Raw genomic sequence first — 17,764 nt, 5'->3', positions numbered from 1 at the left:
CGGAATTACCACTTCATCTCGCCCTTGGCGACCTTGGCCCCGAGCTCCAGGGAGCTTTCATCGGCCAGGCCCGGGTAACGCTGCTTCATGGCCTCGATCAGCGCATTGCCGTCTTTGGCCTTGGCGGTTTCTGCATCGAACCCACGAATGTAGTCTGCGGTGAAACGCACAGCTTTTAGTGAACGGCTGCTGTCTCCCAGGTAGTGCCCAGGGATGACCGTTCGTGGCCCCAGTGCTTCGATGTGCGCCAAGGTGCCAAGCCAGTCGGCATGGGACTTGGCCGATTGAGTATCGGCCATCCACACATGAATGTTCTCGGACACCACCACGCCACCGACCACCGCCTTGATGGACGGGATCCACACAAAGCTGCGGTCTGGCTGCGGGCCATCCAGGCCAACCACGTCGAGGGCTTGTCCTTCCAGTGTCAGGCGCTGGCCTTCAAGCACCTGCGGCACCACCAGCCGTGCCGGTTTGTCTGCCCCCATCTGCGGCCCCCAGTACGCCAGCTTGGCGTCCATGGTCTGGCGGATATGTGCAACCGTGGCGGCAGAGGCCAGCACCTTGGCGTCGGGGAAGGCCTGGGTCAGGGTGTCCAGGCCAAAGTAGTAGTCCGGGTCGCCGTGGCTGATGTAGATGGTGGTCAGGTGTTTGCCGCCAGCCTGCAGGCGCTGCACCAGTTGCTGGGCCTGGGCCTTGCCGAACTGGGCATCGACCAGCACGGCATCGTGCTCGCCACTGACAATCACCGAGCTGACCGGGAAGATGGCCGCGTGCCCAGGATTGTAGACATCCAGTTGCAACGGTTCGGCGGCCAGCGCCGGGCCGGCCAAGGTGACACAGGCCAGTAGCAGGCCGCGCAGGGGAGTGAACAGGGACATGGGCAAGGCCTTCAGTTGAACGATGCCCGACAGCTTAGTTGCCCGATCCGTCGCAAAAAATGCGATGCTCGAACATAGTTTGTTTCTAAAACCGGGCAAATCATGGACCGTCTCAACGCCATGCGCGTTTTCGTCACCGTCGTCGACCTGGGCAGCCAGTCGGCAGCGGCAGACCACCTGCAGCTGTCTCGCCCCGTGGTCTCGCGTTACCTGGCAGAGCTGGAAGACTGGGTTGGCGCGCGGCTGATGCAGCGCACCACCCGCAAGCTCAGCCTCACCGCCGCCGGCCAGGAAACCCTGCCCCGCTGCCGGCAACTGCTGGAACTGGCCGGCGACCTGCAGGCTGCGGTGCAGCAGCCGGATGACGCGCCAAAAGGCGCGCTGCGCATCAGCGTCAGCACCTCTTTCGGCCAGGCACAGCTGGTGGACGCGGTGGCTGCCTATGTGCGGCGCTATCCTGGGGTGAAGGTGGAACTGCAGATGCTCGACCGTACCGTCAACCTGGTGGATGAGCGCATCGACCTGGCCATCCGCACCAGCAACGAGCTGGACCCCAACCTGATCGCCCGGCGCCTGAGCGTGTGCCGCTCGGTGGTATGCGCGGCCCCGGCCTACCTGCGCGAGCACGGCACCCCGCAACGGGTCGAGGACCTGAGCCGGCACAACTGCCTGACCCATGCCTACTTCGGCCACAGCCTGTGGCATTTCGAAGTGGCCGGCCAGCAGGTCGCCGTGCCAGTGGCGGGAAACATCAGCGCCAACGAAGCGATGACATTGCAAAAGGCGGCGCTGGCCGGCGCTGGCATCGCCATGCTGCCAAGCTACCAGACCGCCGACGCCCTGCGCAGGGGCGAACTGGTGCGCCTGCTGCCCGAAGCTGAGCCGCGTACACTGAACCTGAATGCGGTGTATACGTCGCGCAAGCACATGCCGGCGACCTTGCGCAGCATGCTGGATTTTCTGGTGCAGCGGTTCAAGGACGAACCGGAGTGGGATCGGGATCTGTGACGCTGAAATTGGCCTAAGCTGGAAGGTATCACCTGTCGCTGTAACAGGAGGTGAGCACCATGGGCATCAAGTCCAGAAGAGTCGCCCTCGTCATGGCCCTGACGGCCGTCGCAGGGCTGTATGGTTCTGCCTGCTGGCGCGCCGAGCTGCTACGCAGCCAGCCCAGTGCCGCAGCCAGCTGCGAGCAGGCACATTGCGTGCCTCACACGGCAACCTTGAGCGCCGTCCGTTGAGTTGACGGCGCCCTGCCGGTCACTCTTCGACGCTCATGTATTCCTTGGCCCAGCGGATGTAATCCTCGGGCTGGGTGTAGGTGTGCGAGAGTTCGGTGGCGCTCAGGTTCTCCGACTTGTTCTGCTTGCCACGCTGCAAGCGCAGGCAATCGTAAGTGGCCTTGATCGCAGCGAAGTAGGCGCCATGGCCATCGACCGCGATACGCACGCCCAGGCGCGCCAGGCGTTCATCGTCATGCAGGTTGGGGTTGCCATAGGTGACCAGCATCAGCGGCACGGTCAGGTGCTCGGCAATCTGCTCGAGCTGCTCGAAGTCCTTCACGCCCACCATGCAGATGCCATCGGCACCGGCCTTCTGGTAGCTCTGGGTGCGCACGATGATTTCTCCGGTAGTGAGCACGCCTGCGTTGGTGCGGGCAATGATGGACAGCGACGAGTCGACCCGCGCCTCCAGGGCCGCACGAATCTTGCCGACGCCCTCATCAACCGGGATCAGGTCGGTGGACTTGCGCCCGAACTGGGCGGGCAGCAGGGTGTCCTCGATGGTCAGCCCGGCCACGCCGGCGCGCTCCAGTTCGACCACCGTGCGCATCACGTTCAGCGCGTTGCCGTAGCCGTGGTCGGCATCAGCCAGTACGGGCAATTGTGCTACCCGGCCAATACGGGTGGCCTGCTCGACGAACTCGCTGAGGGTAATCAGGGCGAAGTCCGGCGCGGCCAGTACCTGCAACGAAGCGACGGAGCCGCCCAGGATGCCGACCTCGAAGCCCAGGTCTGCAGCAATGCGTGCCGACATCGGGTCGAACACCGATGCCGTGTGGTAACAGGAACCTGAAGCGAGCAGTTCGCGGAAGGCAAAACGCAGATCTTGATGGGAAGCCTTGGGCATGATCACTCCGCAAATAAGTTGAAATTTGAACGGTAACTACCGACCCCTGTAATCGGGTCTACCTGAGCTGATCCAACCGTCGCCATCGGGGCGGTCATGCTCGACATGCAGGCAGAGGAATAAAAGGTGTGGGAGACAGCGGCCTGAAAAACCTGCGGCATATTGTTGCACCAAGCTGGTGCAAGCCCCGGATTTCAGCCTCTGTGGCATACCAACGATATCACGCAGCCATGCACCACTGGATGAATGCGCCAATGCCGATTCGGCATAGGGGATGCAGATAGTACATAGGAAGCTACCTAACTCAGGTTACAATCCGGGTACTTCATGCGGGCCTCTTCGCGGGTAAACCCGCTCCCACAGGGACCGCACCGTCCTGAAGCCCAACGCCATACCTGTGGGAGCGGGTTTACCCGCGAAGAAACCAAAATCGATTACAAGGTATTCCCGTGACCGCCGCCCTGCCCCCCACTACCCTGCGCAACGTGCTGACCGCCCTGATGCTGGCGATCTTCCTCGGCGCCCTGGACCAGACCATCGTCGCCGTCTCGCTGCCCGCGATCTCGGCCCAGTTCAACGATGTCGGCCTGCTGGCGTGGGTCATCTCCGGCTACATGGTGGCCATGACCGTGGCCGTACCGATCTACGGCAAGCTGGGTGACCTGTACGGGCGGCGGCGGATGATCCTGACCGGGATCAGCCTGTTCACCCTGGCCTCGATCGCCTGCGCCCTGGCCCAGGACATGCAGCAACTGGTGCTGGCCCGCGTGCTGCAAGGCATTGGTGCGGGGGGCATGGTTTCGGTCAGCCAGGCAATCATCGGCGACTTCGTGCCCCCGCGTGAACGCGGCCGCTACCAGGGCTATTTCAGCAGCATGTATGCAGTGGCGAGTGTCGCCGGGCCGGTGCTGGGGGGCTGGTTGACCGAGTACCTGTCATGGCGCTGGGTGTTCTGGATCAACCTGCCGCTGGGGCTGGTTGCCTTGTGGGCGATCCACCGGGCCCTTGGCGGCATGCCGACGCAGCGCCGCGAGGCGCAGGTGGACTACCTCGGCGCCGTGCTGCTGATACTCGGCCTGGGCAGCCTGTTACTGGGCATCACCCTGGTCGGCCAGGGCCACGCCTGGGTCGAGCCGGCGGTAGTGGCCCTGTTCTCCTGTGCCGTGCTGGGCCTGGCGCTGTTCATCGTTCATGAGCGCCGCTGCCCGGAGCCGCTGCTGCCCTTGGGCCTGTTCGGCAACCGGGTGGCGGTGCTGTGCTGGGGCGTGATCTTTTTCGCCAGCTTTCAGTCGATTTCGCTGACCATGCTCATGCCGTTGCGCTACCAGGGCATCACCGGCGCCGGTGCCGACAGCGCCGCCCTGCACCTGCTGCCGCTGGCGATGGGGCTGCCCCTGGGCGCCTTCACCGGTGGGCGCATGACCAGCCGGACCGGGCGCTACAAGCCGCAGATCCTCGCCGGTGCGCTGCTGATGCCCGTGGCCATTTTTGCCATGGCGTTGACCCCGCCACAGTCTGGGTGGCTCAGTGCATTGTTCATGCTGCTGACCGGCATTGCCTGCGGGTTGCAGTTCCCGACATCGCTGGTGGGCACGCAAAGCGCGGTAGACAGCAAGGACATCGGCGTGGCCACCAGCACCACCAACCTGTTCCGTTCGCTGGGCGGGGCCATGGGCGTAGCGTGCATGTCCAGCCTGTTGCTGGCGCTGCTGCACCAGGGCGGGTTCGAAATGCTGGGGAATCCATTGCTGGGGAGCCTGAAGGCCGGTGAAGTGGACCTGGTGACGCAGGGCCGCTTGACGGAGACGTTCCGGCATTTGCTGATGGGAAGTGCGCTGGTTGCGGTGCTGGGAGTGTTTGCGGCATTTGCGCTGCCCGACCGGCAATTACGCGGTCGCTGAAGGGTGCGCTGTTCCTGTACTTCGTTCAGGGCACCCCGGAAGTATTAATCCTCTCTTAATACAGACGGGAAACACTCCCTCACAATCCTTAACAAAGTGTCATTTGCGCAGGGCCGGGCTCAAGCGCAGCATATCCAGCCCGGTGTCGACCCATTTTTCGACATCGCCCGCCAGATCGACACTGTCAGGCAGCAACAGCCAGCGCCCGATCAGGCCATCGACATAGGCAAACATCGCCACCGCTGCGCGCTCGACATCCAGCGCGTCAGGCAACTGGCCCCGGCGAACGGCATTGGCCAACGCCAGGGCAATGCCCTTGTGGCAATCCAGTACCGCGCCCTGGCGCTGCTGGCGAATTTCACACATGTCATCGGTGAACTCGCACTTGTGATGCAGAATTTCATTGATACGCCGGGTTCGGGCATCGAGCACCAACTCGTTGAACACTTGCAGCAGCAGCTTGCGCATGCAGCCAAGCGGGTCGACTTCGTCCTCGCTTTCACTCGCGCGCGCCAAGTGGTCATGGGTTTCGTGCAGGCTGTCGAGCAGCGCCTGCACCAGCTCCGCCTTGTTGTTGAAGTGCCAGTAGATCGCCCCGCGCGTCACACCCGCCAGTTCGGCGATGTCGGCCAGGGTGGTTCGCGCAACCCCGCGCTTGTAGAAGGCCTTTTCCGCCGCCTCGATGATCTGGGCGCGGGTTTCCTGGGCTTCTTCTTTGGTTCGACGGACCATGGCAGTACAACCTCATCTGGCCCGAACGCACGGCGCGTACGGGGAACGTTCCGGGGGCACCTCTGCAGGGCGCCTCGCGGATGAGCTAATCAAGGACTGTGGCAGTACCGGAGTACAACCCAGCGGTATTTACAAACAACCATGAATGTAAGTATATTCCTTAGCAAGCTATTTATCCACCCGATAGCATTTTTTCCAGATCAAGACTCTTCCACTACTCTTGAGCGTTTCCTGCTCCACCGCCCCGAGGATCCTCATGCAATTCAAGCCAGCCGTTACCGCTCTGGTTTCCGCCGTCGCCCTGGCAACCCTGCTCAGTGGCTGTAAGAAAGAAGAAGCAGCGCCAGCGGCGCAGGCTCCTCAGGTCGGCGTGGTTACCCTTCAGCCGCAAGCCTTTACCCTGACCTCGGAATTGCCGGGGCGCACCACTTCATACCGTGTCGCCGAAGTGCGCCCGCAGGTCAATGGCATCATCCTCAAGCGCCTGTTCAAGGAAGGCAGTGAGGTCAAGGAAGGCCAGCAGCTGTACCAGATCGACCCTGCCGTGTACGAGGCCAACCTGGCCAATGCCCAGGCCAACCTGCAGGCTACGCGCTCGCTGGCCGAGCGCTACAAGCAGCTGATCAATGAACAGGCCGTCTCCAAGCAGGAGTACGACGACGCCAATGCCAAACGATTGCAGGCCGAAGCGTCGCTGAAAAGCGCACAGATCGATCTGCGTTACACCAAGGTGCTGGCACCGATCAGCGGCCGTATCGGCCGTTCTTCGTTTACCGAAGGTGCATTGGTGAGCAATGGCCAGACCGACGCCATGGCCACCATCCAGCAACTCGACCCGATCTACATCGACGTCACCCAGTCCACCGCCGAGCTGCTCAAGCTGCGCCGTGACCTGGAGAGCGGCCAGCTGAAGAAGGCTGGCGACAATGCAGCCTCGGTGCAGTTGGTGCTGGAAGACGGCAGCCTGTTCAAGCAGGAAGGCCGCCTGGAGTTCTCGGAAGTCTCGGTTGACGAAACCACCGGCTCGGTCACCCTGCGTGCGCTGTTCCCCAACCCCGATCACACCCTGCTGCCGGGCATGTTCGTGCATGCGCGGCTGAAGGCCGGGGTCAACGCCAACGCCATCCTGGCCCCGCAGCAGGGCGTTACCCGTGACCTTAAGGGTGCACCGACCGCACTGGTGGTCAACCAGGAGAACAAGGTCGAACTGCGCCAGCTCAAGGCCAGCCGTACCTTGGGCAGCGACTGGCTGATCGAGGAAGGCCTGAACCCGGGTGACCGCCTGATCACCGAAGGGCTGCAGTACGTGCGCCCGGGCGTCGAGGTGAAGGTCAGCGAAGCCACCAACGTCAAGAAGCCGGGCAGCCCTGATCAGGCCAACGCGGCGAAAGCAGACGCCAAAGCGGAGTAAACCATGTCGAAGTTCTTTATCGATCGCCCGATCTTCGCCTGGGTGATCGCCTTGGTGATCATGCTGGTCGGCGCCTTGTCGATCCTGAAGTTGCCGATCAACCAGTACCCCAGCATCGCGCCGCCGGCCATCGCCATCGCCGTGACCTACCCGGGCGCTTCGGCGCAAACCGTGCAGGACACCGTGGTACAGGTGATCGAGCAGCAGCTCAACGGTATCGACAACCTGCGTTATGTGTCGTCGGAAAGTAACTCCGACGGCAGCATGACCATTACCGCGACCTTCGAGCAAGGCACCAACGCCGACACCGCGCAGGTCCAGGTGCAGAACAAGCTCAACCTGGCCACCCCGCTGCTGCCGCAAGAAGTGCAACAGCAAGGTATCCGCGTTACCAAAGCGGTGAAAAACTTCCTGCTGGTGATCGGCCTGGTGTCCGAAGACGGCAGCATGACCAAGGATGACCTGGCCAACTACATCGTCTCCAACATGCAGGACCCGATCTCGCGTACCGCGGGTGTGGGTGACTTCCAGGTGTTCGGTGCGCAGTACGCCATGCGTATCTGGCTGGACCCGGCGAAGCTGAACAAGTTTCAGCTGACCCCGGTCGACGTCAAGACCGCGGTTGCCGCACAGAACGTGCAGGTATCTTCGGGCCAGCTTGGCGGCCTGCCGGCCATGCCGGGTACCCAGCTTAACGCCACCATCATCGGCAAGACCCGCCTGCAGACCGCCGAGCAGTTCGAGAAGATCCTGCTCAAGGTCAACAGCGATGGTTCGCAGGTGCGCCTGAGTGATGTCGCCGAAGTGGGCCTGGGGGGTGAAAACTACGCGGTCAGCGCCCAGTTCAACGGTAAACCGGCTTCCGGCCTGGCAGTAAAACTGGCTACCGGTGCCAACGCCCTGGATACCGCCAAGGCACTGCGCGAGACCATCAAAGGCCTGGAACCATTCTTCCCGCCAGGGGTGAAAGCGGTATTCCCGTATGACACCACGCCGGTGGTCACCGAATCGATCAGCGGGGTAATCCACACCCTGATCGAAGCCGTGGTCCTGGTGTTCCTGGTGATGTACCTGTTCCTGCAGAACTTCCGCGCCACCATCATCACCACCATGACCGTACCGGTGGTGTTGCTGGGTACGTTCGGCATCCTTGCCGCCGCAGGCTTCAGCATCAACACCCTGACCATGTTCGCCATGGTCCTGGCCATCGGCTTGCTGGTGGACGATGCCATCGTCGTGGTGGAGAACGTCGAGCGGGTCATGTCCGAGGAAGGGTTACCGCCCAAGGAGGCGACCAAACGCTCGATGGAGCAGATCCAGGGCGCCCTGGTGGGTATTGCCCTGGTACTGTCGGCGGTACTGCTGCCCATGGCGTTCTTCGGCGGCTCCACGGGTGTGATCTACCGGCAGTTCTCCATCACCATCGTCTCGGCCATGGGCCTGTCGGTGCTGGTTGCGCTTATCTTCACCCCAGCGCTGTGCGCCACCATGCTCAAGCCGCTGAAGAAGGGCGAGCATCACACCGCCAAAGGCGGGTTCTTCGGCTGGTTCAACCGCAACTTCGACCGCAGCGTCAACGGCTACGAACGCAGCGTGGGCACCATCCTGCGCAACAAGGTGCCGTTCCTGCTGGCCTATGCGCTGATCGTGGTCGGCATGATCTGGCTGTTCGCCCGGATCCCTACCGCGTTCCTGCCGGAAGAAGACCAGGGCGTACTGTTCGCCCAGGTGCAGACCCCGGCCGGCTCCAGTGCCGAGCGCACCCAGGTGGTGGTGGACCAGATGCGCGAGTACCTGCTGAAGGAAGAAGCCGATACCGTGGCTTCGGTGTTCACCGTCAACGGCTTCAACTTTGCCGGACGCGGCCAGAGCTCGGGCATGGCCTTCATCATGCTCAAACCCTGGGGTGAGCGCTCGAAGGAGAACAGCGTGTTCGCGCTGGCCCAGCGTGCCCAGCAGCACTTCTTCACCTTCCGTGATGCGATGGTGTTCGCCTTCGCCCCACCCGCGGTACTCGAACTGGGTAACGCCACCGGCTTCGACGTGTTCCTCCAGGATCGCGGCGGCGTCGGCCACGAGAAACTGATGGAAGCGCGCAACCAGTTCCTGGCCAAGGCTGCACAGAGCAAGATCCTCAGCGCCGTGCGCCCGAACGGCCTGAACGATGAACCGCAATACCAGCTGACCATCGATGACGAGCGTGCCAGCGCCCTGGGCGTGACCATTGCCGACATCAACAACACCCTGTCGATTGCCTTGGGTGCCAGCTACGTCAACGACTTCATCGACCGTGGCCGGGTCAAGAAGGTGTACATCCAGGGCGAATCAAACGCGCGGATGAGCCCGGAAGACCTGCAGAAGTGGTACGTGCGCAATGGCAAAGGCGAGATGGTACCGTTCTCCTCCTTCGCCAAGGGCGAATGGACCTACGGTTCGCCGAAGCTTTCGCGTTACAACGGCGTCGAGGCGATGGAAATCCTGGGTGCACCGGCACCGGGCTACAGTACCGGTGAAGCCATGGCCGAGGTCGAGCGCATTGCTGGCGAGCTGCCAAGCGGTGTCGGCTTCTCGTGGACCGGCATGTCCTACGAGGAAAAACTCTCCGGCTCGCAAATGCCGGCACTGTTCGCCCTCTCGGTACTGTTCGTGTTCCTGTGCCTGGCAGCCCTGTACGAAAGCTGGTCGATCCCGATCGCCGTCGTGCTGGTAGTTCCACTGGGTATCATCGGTGCGTTGATTGCCACCAGCCTGCGCGGCTTGTCCAACGACGTGTACTTCCTGGTCGGCCTGTTGACCACCATCGGTCTGGCGGCGAAAAACGCCATTCTGATCGTCGAGTTCGCCAAGGAACTGCACGAACAGGGCCGCAGCCTGTACGACGCAGCCATCGAGGCGTGCCGCATGCGTCTGCGCCCGATCATCATGACCTCGCTGGCGTTCATCCTCGGCGTGGTACCGTTGACCATCGCCAGTGGCGCCGGTGCCGGCAGCCAGCACGCCATCGGTACCGGTGTGATCGGCGGCATGATCAGTGCGACCGTGCTGGCTATCTTCTGGGTACCGCTATTCTTCGTCGCAGTGTCGTCGCTGTTCGGCAGCAAAGAGCCGAAAAAAGACGCCACCCCTGAAACTCCACGTTATGAGGCTGGGCAATGACCAAGTCTTTGTTGTCCCTGGCGGTAACCGCTTTCATCCTTGGCGGCTGCTCGCTGATCCCTGACTACCAGACCCCGGAAGCACCGGTGGCAGCGCAGTGGCCGCAAGGCCCTGCGTACTCGCCGACCCAGTCGGCAGACGTTGCCGCTGCCGAACAGGGCTGGCGCCAGTTCTTCCACGACCCGGCACTGCAACAGCTGATCCAGACGTCGCTGGTCAACAACCGCGACCTGCGTGTCGCGGCGCTGAACCTCGACGCCTACCGTGCGCAGTACCGCATCCAGCGTGCCGACCTGTTCCCGGCAGTTTCGGCCACCGCCAGCGGCAGCCGCCAGCGGGTTCCGGCGAACATGTCGCAGACCGGCGAATCGAGCATCACCAGCCAATACTCGGCCACCCTGGGCGTCAGCGCCTATGAGCTGGACCTGTTCGGCCGTGTGCGCAGCCTGACCGAGCAGGCCCTGGAAACCTACCTGTCCAGCGAGCAGGCGCGTCGCTCCACGCAGATCGCCCTGGTGGCCAGCGTGGCCAACGCCTACTACACCTGGCAGGCCGATCAGGCACTGTTCAAGCTGACCGAAGAAACGCTGAAGACCTACGAGGAAAGCTACAACCTCACCCGTCGCAGCAATGAAGTCGGCGTGGCTTCGGCACTCGACGTCAGCCAGGCGCGCACCGCCGTGGAAGGCGCCCGGGTCAAGTACTCGCAGTACCAGCGCTTGGTCGCCCAGGACGTCAACAGCCTGACCGTGCTGCTGGGCACCGGCGTTCCTGCCAACCTGGCCAAGCCGCTGGAGCTCAATGCCGACCAGTTGGCCGAAGTACCGGCCGGCCTGCCGTCGGACATCCTCCAGCGTCGCCCGGACATCCAGGAAGCCGAGCACCTGCTCAAGGCCGCCAACGCCAACATTGGTGCCGCCCGTGCAGCGTTCTTCCCAAGCATCAGCCTGACCGCCAACGCCGGCAGCCTGAGCCCGGACATGGGTCACCTGTTCGCAGGTGGCCAGGGCACCTGGCTGTTCCAGCCGCAGATCAACCTGCCGATCTTCAACGCCGGCAGCCTGAAGGCCAGCCTGGACTATTCGAAGATCCAGAAGGACATCAACGTCGCCAAGTACGAAAAAACCATCCAGACCGCCTTCCAGGAAGTCTCCGATGGCCTGGCCGCGCGCAAGACCTTCGAAGAGCAGCTGCAGGCCCAGCGCGACCTGGTGCAGGCGAACCAGGACTACTACCGCCTGGCCGAACGCCGCTACCGCATCGGTATCGACAGCAACCTGACCTTCCTCGACGCCCAGCGCAACCTGTTCAGCGCCCAGCAGTCGCTGATTACCGACCGCCTGTCGCAGCTGACCAGCGAGGTCAACCTGTACAAGGCGCTCGGCGGTGGCTGGTACGAGCAGACCGGGCAGGCCAACCAGCAGGCATCGGTGGAAACACCAAAAGGCTGATTGAGTCTGTTGCAGCATCAAGCCCACCTTCGCGGTGGGCTTTTTGTTATCTGTTGCCTGTACCTGCCTCTTCGCGGGTGAACCCGCTCCCACAGGTATTGCACAGCACCCGCGAAGAGGCCGGTACAGGAAAATAATTAACTAACTGGAACATTCCGTTCGATTATCGCCCCATTCCGTTTGCGGCGAATTGCCTCACCCCCGCGCTACCCCGCAACATCCCCTTACGCAACGTTGCCCAAGTTCATCAAAAAAAGACCCGCACCTGCAGGCTCGACCCAGCAGTGCACCGGCTCGCCCCATAAAAACAAGAGATCCACGACAGATGAGCACTTTGCAACCCGCACGCCAGCTGCTGCCCGGCCTGTTGGCCATGTCCTGCGCCTTCCCGCTGTTCGCCGCCGAAGGCGGTTTCATGGAAGACGCCAAGGCCACCCTCAACCTGCGCAACTTCTACATCAACCGCAATTTCGTCGACCCGGCCCACCCGCAGGGCAAGGCCGAAGAATGGACGCAAAGCTTCATTCTCGACGCCCGCTCCGGCTTCACCCAAGGCACCGTCGGTTTTGGTGTGGACGTGTTGGGCATGTACTCGGTCAAGCTCGACGGCGGCAAAGGCACCACCAACACGCACCTGCTGCCCGTGCATGACGACGGCCGCCCGGCCGATGATTTTGGCCGCCTGGGTGTGGCGCTGAAAGCCAAGTTGTCCGAAACCGAGCTGAAAGTCGGTGAATGGATGCCGGTGCTGCCCATCCTGCGCTCGGACGATGGCCGCTCGCTGCCACAGACCTTCCGCGGTGGCCAGCTGACCTCCAGGGAAATTGCCGGCCTGACGCTGTACGCCGGCCAGTTCCGCGGCAACAGCCCGCGCAACGACGCCAGCATGGAAGACATGTCGATGAACGGCAAAGGCGCGTTCACCTCCGACCGTTTCAACTTCGGCGGCGGCGAGTACACCTTCAACGACAAGCGCACCATGATCGGCCTGTGGGATGCCCAGCTCAAGGACATCTACCGCCAGCAGTACCTGAACCTGACGCACAGCCAGCCGCTGGGCGACTGGACCCTGGGCGCCAACCTGGGCTACTTCATCGGCAAGGAAGACGGCGCAGAGCGCGCCGGCAAGCTGGACAACCGCACCGCCTCGGCCATGCTTTCGGCGCGCTACCAGGGCCACACCTTCTACGTCGGCCTGCAGAAGGTCAGCGGCGACGACGCCTGGATGCGGGTCAACGGCACCAGCGGCGGCACCCTGGCCAACGACAGCTACAACTCCAGCTTCGACAATGCCAAAGAGCGGTCCTGGCAGGTGCGCCATGACTTCAACTTCGCCACCGTCGGCGTGCCTGGGTTGACCCTGATGAACCGCTACATCAAGGGCGACAACGTCACCGTGGGCAGCGTGGATGATGGCAAGGAATGGGCGCGCGAGACCGAGCTGGCCTATGTGGTGCAGTCCGGCAGCTTGAAGGACCTGTCGGTGAAATGGCGCAACTCCACCATGCGCCGCGACTTCAGCACCAACGCGTTCGATGAGAACCGGTTGATTGTCAGCTACCCGCTGAATCTCCTTTGAATCCTTCGCGGGTAAACCCGCTCCCACAGGTAGGGCACCGAATTCAAGACGGGTGCAATACTTGTGGGAGCGGGTTTACCCGCGAAGAGGCCAGAAGCCCTTACAAATAACCAAATGATATAAACAAATCCATAAACCTTCTTGGACGACATAAGCTGTAACAGCTTGAATAGGGCCCTGATTCCCGCCCCAGAGCCGTGACATGGACCTCCGCCAGCTGCGCTACTTCATCGCCCTCACCGAATACCGCAGTTTCGTCCGTGCCGCCGAGGCCATGGGCATCACCCAACCCGCCTTCAGCCGCGCCATCCAGGGCCTGGAACACACATTCGGCTGCCCGCTGGTGGACCGCGCCAGCAAGGCCCTGCTGCCAACCCCAGAAGGCCTGGTGGTACTGCAACACGCCCGCCGCCTGGTACAGGGCGCCGCCCAACTGAGCAACGAAGTGCTGCAAATGACCAAGCTCGACGCCGGCGAGCTGCATTTCGGCAGTGGCCCGGCGCTGGCCGTGCGCCTGGTCCCCGACGCCTTGCGCCACTTCATCGAGCGCCACCCGGGCATCCGCACTTCGCTTCTGGTGGACAATGCCGAACGCCTGGGCCAGGCCCTGCGCCGTGAACAGATCGAGTTTTTCGTCGACGATATCCGCCCGTTCGAAGCCGACCCCAACTTCCACACCGAGCCCCTTTCGCCACGCCCCGGCCTGTTCTTCTGCCGGCCGGGCCACCCCTTGCTGGCCAAGGACAGCCTGTCGACCAACGACCTGTTCAGCTACCCGCTGGCCAGCGCCCTGCTCGCCCCCGGCGTGCGCAAGCGCCTGGCCAACCTGAGCGGGCGCAGCGACTTCATCCCGCACCTGCAAACCGAGCACCTGGCCATTCTGCGCAGCGTGGTGCAGGCCAGCGATGCCATCGGCACGGCCAGCGAAGAGGCCGTGGCCGAAGACTTGGCCGCTGGCACACTGGTGCGCCTGCACTGGCGCAACCTGCCGCCCGCGCTGGAGGTGCTGAGCGTGCGCTGCGGGGTGGTCAGCCGCAGCGGTTACCGGTTGTCGCCGGCGGCGCGGGCGATGATCGAGACACTGGTGGGGCTGGATACGCCGGTACGGGCTGCTGCCATTCGCTGAACTGATGATAGTGGTGGCTGCGGGCTATCCTGAGCTATATCGGTTGCCAGTGCCGGCCCTTTCGCGGGTAAACCCGCTCCCACAGGGACCGTACAAGCCACAGGACCTGTGCAATCCCTGTGGGAGCGGGTTTACCCGCGAAAGGGCCAGTGCAGGCAATACACCACGATCAGGCAAACCAGGGAGGCACAACAATGAAAACCCTCGTCGACCACCTGAGCCAATACGCCAGCTACCACCGCGACCCACGCAACATCGCCACCCACTTCGTCGGCATCCCGATGATCGTGCTGGCAGTCACCATCCTGCTATCGCGCCCCGGCGGGGAAGTGGCCGGCATGTGGCTGTCCCCTGCCCTGCTGGCAGCGGCGGCTTCGGTGTGGTTCTACCTGCGCCTGGACCTGCGCTTCGGGCTGGTGATGGGGCTGCTGCTGGGCCTGTGCCTGTGGGTCGGCCAGGTGCTGGCAGTCCAGACCACAGCGCTGTGGCTCAGCGCCGGGCTGGGGGCATTCGTGGTGGGCTGGGTCATCCAGTTCGTCGGCCATTACTACGAAGGCCGCAAACCTGCATTTGTCGACGATGTCAGCGGCCTGATCATCGGGCCGCTGTTCGTGGTGGCAGAAGCGGCATTCATGCTGGGCCTGTGCCCGGCCCTGAAGCAGGCCGTGGAAAACAACGCAGGCCCGGTAGCCTTGCGTCAGAAGAATACGGCTATGTAAACATTCCATGGCCCTATCGCCGGCAAGCCAGCTCCCACAGGGAATGCACTGCCCTCAGGTCTGTTGCAATCCCTGTGGGAGCTGGCTTGCCGGCGATAGGGCCAGTGCACGCATTACTGCTCTCGAGACTCTACACCCAGCTCATCCCACACAGACTCGGCCATGTGGAACGTGGCATTGGCCGCCGGAATCCCGCAATAGATCGCGCTCTGCATCAGCACTTCCTTGATCTCCTCACGGGTCACGCCATTGTTGGCCGCGGCGCGCAGGTGCAGTTTCAGCTCGTCGTTGCGGTTCATGCCGATCAGCATGGCGATGGTGATCAGGCTGCGGGTATGGCGCGGCAAACCCGGGCGGGTCCAGATATCACCCCAGGCGTGGCGGGTGATCATCTCCTGGAACTCGCCGTTGAAGTCGTTGAGCTTTTCCAGGCTGCGGTTCACGTGGGCGTCGCCAAGTACCGCACGGCGCACTTGCATGCCCGCGTCGTAACGTTGTTTCTCATCCATGGCGTTGTCCTCAGTGAGCCAGCAGGAAGTCGAGCACGCGGCGGCTGAACGCCTCACCGATTTCGACGTTGGACAGGTGCGCGGCCGGGAAGTCGACGTACTCGGCACCGTTGATACCGGCCTGCATGAAGCGGCCATGTTCAGGGGTGGTGACCACGTCTTCGGTGCCGGCAACGATCAGCGCGGGCACCTGGATGCGGCCCAGTTGCTCACGGTAATCGGCATCACGCACCGCTGCGCAGTTACCGGCATAACCCTGCGGGCTGGTTTGCGCCAGCATCTGGCAAATGCGCTGGGCTTGCTCTGGCTGGGCCTGGGCAAAGCCTGGGGTGAACCAGCGGGCGATGGAGCCATCGCGCAGGTCGACCATGGCTTGCTGGCCACCTTTGAGCACGGTGTCGATACGGGTGTTCCACACCTCGTCATTGGCGATCTTCGCGGCGGTGTTGCACAGGGTCAGGCTGTGCAGGCGCGGACCTGCGTTGATGCCCAGCCACTGCCCGATCAGGCCACCCATCGACAGGCCGACGAAGTGCGCCTTCTGGATGTCCAGGCCATCGAGCAGGGCCAGTACGTCACCGCCCAGCTGTTCGATGCTGTAAGGGCCTTCGGTGACCAATGATGCGCCATGGCCACGGGTGTCGTAGCGCAGCACACGGAAGTGCTGGCTCCACAGCGGAATCTGGGTGTCCCACATGCCCAGGTCGGTGCCCAGCGAGTTGGACAGGACCAGTACCGGAGCGTTTTCCGGGCCATCGATCTGGTAGTTCAAAACGCCATCGGCCAGTTGCAAATGCGCCACAGCAGTCTCCTTCAGGCAGTGAAATGTTGATGTTCGGATACGGCGCGCGCCACCCAGACGCGGGCCTGGCCCAAGTAATGGGCAGGGTCGAGCAGGCGATCAAGTTCTTCGGCAGACAGCTCGGCACTGACCTGCGGTTCATCACCCAGCACCGCACGCAGGTGGCGCTGTTCGGCCACGGCGCGCTGGCAGCATTGCTCCAGCAGGTGGTGGGCACGGTCGCGGCCCAGGCGTTGGGCGAGGACGATACTCACCGCTTCTGCCAGCACCAGCCCTTGGGTCAGGTCGAGGTTACGGCGCATGCGCGCTGCGTCCACTTCCATGCCCTCGGCAATCACCTGGGCCTGGCGCAGCGCGCCGGAGACCAGGCAGCAGATATCCGGGAGGGTTTCCCATTCGGCATGCCACAGGCCCAGGCTGCGTTCATGCTCCTGAGGCATGGCGGCGAACAGCGTCGACACCAGCCCCGGCACGCGGGTCGCGGCACCGATCAGCACCGCAGCGCCCACCGGGTTGCGTTTGTGCGGCATGGTCGAAGAGCCGCCCTTGCCCGGCGCGGAAGGTTCGAACACCTCCCCCGCCTCGGTTTGCATCAGCAGGCTGACATCGCGGCCGAACTTGCCCAGGCTGCCGGCCACCAGGCCCAACACCGAGGCAAACTCCACCAGGCGATCACGCTGGGTGTGCCAGGGTTGCTCGGGGAGGGTCAGCTTCAGTTGCTCGGCCAGGGCCTCGGCCACCGGCATCGCCTTGCTGCCCAGCGCGGCCAGGCTGCCCGAAGCACCGCCAAACTGCAGCACCAACAGGCGCGGGCGCAGTTCTTGCAGGCGCTGACGGTGACGGGTCAGAGCCCCCAGCACGCCAGCCAGTTTCATGCCCAGGGTCACCGGGGTAGCGTGTTGCAGCCAGGTGCGGCCCACCAATGGCGTATCGGCATGCTTCAAGGCTTGCTGCGCCAGGGTATCGGCCAGCTTGCCAAGGTCGGCTTCGATCAGGTCGAGGGCATCGCGCAACTGCAGGACCAACCCGGTGTCCATCGCGTCCTGGCTGGTGGCGCCCAGGTGCACATAGCGCTCGGCCTCAGGCACACCACTGGCAATCACCTTGCCCAACGCCTTCACCAGCGGGATGGCCGAGTTGCCAGCGGTGGCGATGGCATTGGCCAGCGCCCCCACGTCATAGCGCTCGGCCTGGCATGCCGCCTCGATGGCGGCCACGGCGCTGTGCGGGACCAGCCCGGCAGCGGCTTCAGCACGGGCCAGCGCGGCTTCGAAATCGAGCATGCCCTGCAAGCGGCCACGGTCGGAGAAAATCTCGCGCATGGCCGGCGCGGTGAAGTAGGCGTCGAACAGTTGGTTGGTCATGCC

At 63.3% G+C, this 17,764-nt stretch carries 14 protein-coding genes; 8 read left to right on the top strand and 6 right to left on the bottom strand.

The genetic code is table 11. The features are described 5' to 3' along the window. Positions 1-5: 5 nt before the first annotated feature. Entirely contained in the window at positions 6-881 is an 876-nt protein-coding gene (locus ABOC32_RS08525) for an MBL fold metallo-hydrolase (protein WP_426810725.1), read from the bottom strand. A 102-nt stretch (positions 882-983) separates the two neighbouring features. Here ABOC32_RS08525 and ABOC32_RS08520 point away from each other — a divergent pair, with 102 nt between their 5' ends. Then, positions 984-1,889: a LysR family transcriptional regulator gene (locus ABOC32_RS08520; RefSeq protein WP_426810724.1), complete on the top strand. Its 906-nt coding sequence runs from the start codon at positions 984-986 to the stop codon at positions 1,887-1,889. Between the two features lie 252 nt (positions 1,890-2,141). Here ABOC32_RS08520 and ABOC32_RS08515 read toward each other — a convergent pair whose 3' ends face one another. Continuing rightward, positions 2,142-3,011, bottom strand: a complete 870-nt coding sequence (locus ABOC32_RS08515; protein WP_426810723.1) for an isocitrate lyase/PEP mutase family protein — start codon at positions 3,009-3,011, stop codon at positions 2,142-2,144. A gap of 449 nt (positions 3,012-3,460) precedes the next feature. On the opposite strand from ABOC32_RS08515, the gene ABOC32_RS08510 reads away from it, so the two are divergent. Continuing rightward, positions 3,461-4,912: an MDR family MFS transporter gene (locus ABOC32_RS08510; RefSeq protein ID WP_426810722.1), complete on the top strand. Its 1,452-nt coding sequence runs from the start codon at positions 3,461-3,463 to the stop codon at positions 4,910-4,912. A 99-nt stretch (positions 4,913-5,011) separates the two neighbouring features. On the opposite strand, the gene ttgR is transcribed toward ABOC32_RS08510, so the two are convergent. Next, positions 5,012-5,644: an efflux transport transcriptional regulator TtgR gene (gene ttgR, locus ABOC32_RS08505; RefSeq protein ID WP_016498131.1), complete on the bottom strand. Its 633-nt coding sequence runs from the start codon at positions 5,642-5,644 to the stop codon at positions 5,012-5,014. A 256-nt stretch (positions 5,645-5,900) separates the two neighbouring features. Between ttgR and ttgA the strand changes: the two genes are divergently transcribed. The 6 genes from ttgA (at position 5,901) to ABOC32_RS08475 (ending at position 15,086) form a co-directional block, all read left to right on the top strand. After that, on the top strand, positions 5,901-7,055 hold the full coding sequence (gene ttgA / locus ABOC32_RS08500; RefSeq protein ID WP_426810721.1) for a toluene efflux RND transporter periplasmic adaptor subunit TtgA: 1,155 nt from the start codon (positions 5,901-5,903) through the stop codon (positions 7,053-7,055). Positions 7,056-7,058: 3 nt separating this feature from the next. Beyond that, a complete protein-coding gene (gene ttgB / locus ABOC32_RS08495) occupies positions 7,059-10,211 on the top strand; it encodes a multidrug efflux RND transporter permease subunit TtgB (protein WP_426810720.1) in 3,153 nt (1,050 codons plus the stop codon). Beyond that, entirely contained in the window at positions 10,208-11,662 is a 1,455-nt protein-coding gene (locus ABOC32_RS08490; RefSeq protein ID WP_426810719.1) for an AdeC/AdeK/OprM family multidrug efflux complex outer membrane factor, read from the top strand. The genes ttgB and ABOC32_RS08490 overlap by 4 nt, the downstream gene beginning before the upstream one ends. 325 nt (positions 11,663-11,987) lie before the next feature. Beyond that, positions 11,988-13,241, top strand: a complete 1,254-nt coding sequence (locus ABOC32_RS08485; RefSeq protein WP_426810718.1) for an OprD family porin — start codon at positions 11,988-11,990, stop codon at positions 13,239-13,241. A gap of 202 nt (positions 13,242-13,443) precedes the next feature. After that, positions 13,444-14,367: a LysR family transcriptional regulator gene (locus ABOC32_RS08480; protein WP_016498126.1), complete on the top strand. Its 924-nt coding sequence runs from the start codon at positions 13,444-13,446 to the stop codon at positions 14,365-14,367. A 194-nt stretch (positions 14,368-14,561) separates the two neighbouring features. Next, positions 14,562-15,086 carry a DUF962 domain-containing protein gene (locus tag ABOC32_RS08475; protein WP_426810717.1) on the top strand — a complete coding sequence of 175 codons (525 nt, stop codon included), beginning with the start codon at positions 14,562-14,564 and terminating at the stop codon, positions 15,084-15,086. A 113-nt stretch (positions 15,087-15,199) separates the two neighbouring features. Here the strand turns inward: ABOC32_RS08475 and pcaC are convergent, their stop codons facing one another. The 3 genes from pcaC to ABOC32_RS08460 are packed head-to-tail and all read right to left on the bottom strand — an operon-like array spanning position 15,200 to position 17,761. Next, complete coding sequence (gene pcaC, locus ABOC32_RS08470; protein ID WP_426810716.1) at positions 15,200-15,595, bottom strand: 4-carboxymuconolactone decarboxylase; 396 nt, start codon at positions 15,593-15,595, stop codon at positions 15,200-15,202. 10 nt (positions 15,596-15,605) lie between these two features. Further along, on the bottom strand, positions 15,606-16,397 hold the full coding sequence (gene pcaD, locus ABOC32_RS08465) for a 3-oxoadipate enol-lactonase (protein ID WP_426810715.1): 792 nt from the start codon (positions 16,395-16,397) through the stop codon (positions 15,606-15,608). A gap of 11 nt (positions 16,398-16,408) precedes the next feature. Further along, positions 16,409-17,761, bottom strand: coding sequence for a 3-carboxy-cis,cis-muconate cycloisomerase (locus tag ABOC32_RS08460; protein WP_086977987.1), 1,353 nt, complete (start codon positions 17,759-17,761; stop codon positions 16,409-16,411). Positions 17,762-17,764 lie beyond the last annotated feature (3 nt).

It is taken from the genome of Pseudomonas sp. WOUb67 (assembly GCF_050058005.1).
GTDB classification, from domain to species: Bacteria; Pseudomonadota; Gammaproteobacteria; order Pseudomonadales; family Pseudomonadaceae; genus Aquipseudomonas; species Aquipseudomonas putida_R.
Note: the sequence above shows the minus strand (reverse complement) of the source record. Positions and strands in the feature narration are given on the sequence as shown.

What these genes read in the sequence shown, in the direction of transcription:
- pcaC (WP_426810716.1), bottom strand. Translation starts at nt 15,595, where the DNA reads ATGGATGAGAAACAACGTTACGACGCGGGCATGCAAGTGCGCCGTGCG.
- ABOC32_RS08490 (WP_426810719.1), top strand. Translation starts at nt 10,208, where the DNA reads ATGACCAAGTCTTTGTTGTCCCTGGCGGTAACCGCTTTCATCCTTGGC.
- ABOC32_RS08475 (WP_426810717.1), top strand. Translation starts at nt 14,562, where the DNA reads ATGAAAACCCTCGTCGACCACCTGAGCCAATACGCCAGCTACCACCGC.
- ttgB (WP_426810720.1), top strand. Translation starts at nt 7,059, where the DNA reads ATGTCGAAGTTCTTTATCGATCGCCCGATCTTCGCCTGGGTGATCGCC.
- ABOC32_RS08460 (WP_086977987.1), bottom strand. Translation starts at nt 17,761, where the DNA reads ATGACCAACCAACTGTTCGACGCCTACTTCACCGCGCCGGCCATGCGC.
- ABOC32_RS08515 (WP_426810723.1), bottom strand. Translation starts at nt 3,011, where the DNA reads ATGCCCAAGGCTTCCCATCAAGATCTGCGTTTTGCCTTCCGCGAACTG.
- ABOC32_RS08485 (WP_426810718.1), top strand. Translation starts at nt 11,988, where the DNA reads ATGAGCACTTTGCAACCCGCACGCCAGCTGCTGCCCGGCCTGTTGGCC.
- ABOC32_RS08520 (WP_426810724.1), top strand. Translation starts at nt 984, where the DNA reads ATGGACCGTCTCAACGCCATGCGCGTTTTCGTCACCGTCGTCGACCTG.
- ttgR (WP_016498131.1), bottom strand. Translation starts at nt 5,644, where the DNA reads ATGGTCCGTCGAACCAAAGAAGAAGCCCAGGAAACCCGCGCCCAGATC.
- ABOC32_RS08525 (WP_426810725.1), bottom strand. Translation starts at nt 881, where the DNA reads ATGTCCCTGTTCACTCCCCTGCGCGGCCTGCTACTGGCCTGTGTCACC.
- ttgA (WP_426810721.1), top strand. Translation starts at nt 5,901, where the DNA reads ATGCAATTCAAGCCAGCCGTTACCGCTCTGGTTTCCGCCGTCGCCCTG.
- ABOC32_RS08480 (WP_016498126.1), top strand. Translation starts at nt 13,444, where the DNA reads ATGGACCTCCGCCAGCTGCGCTACTTCATCGCCCTCACCGAATACCGC.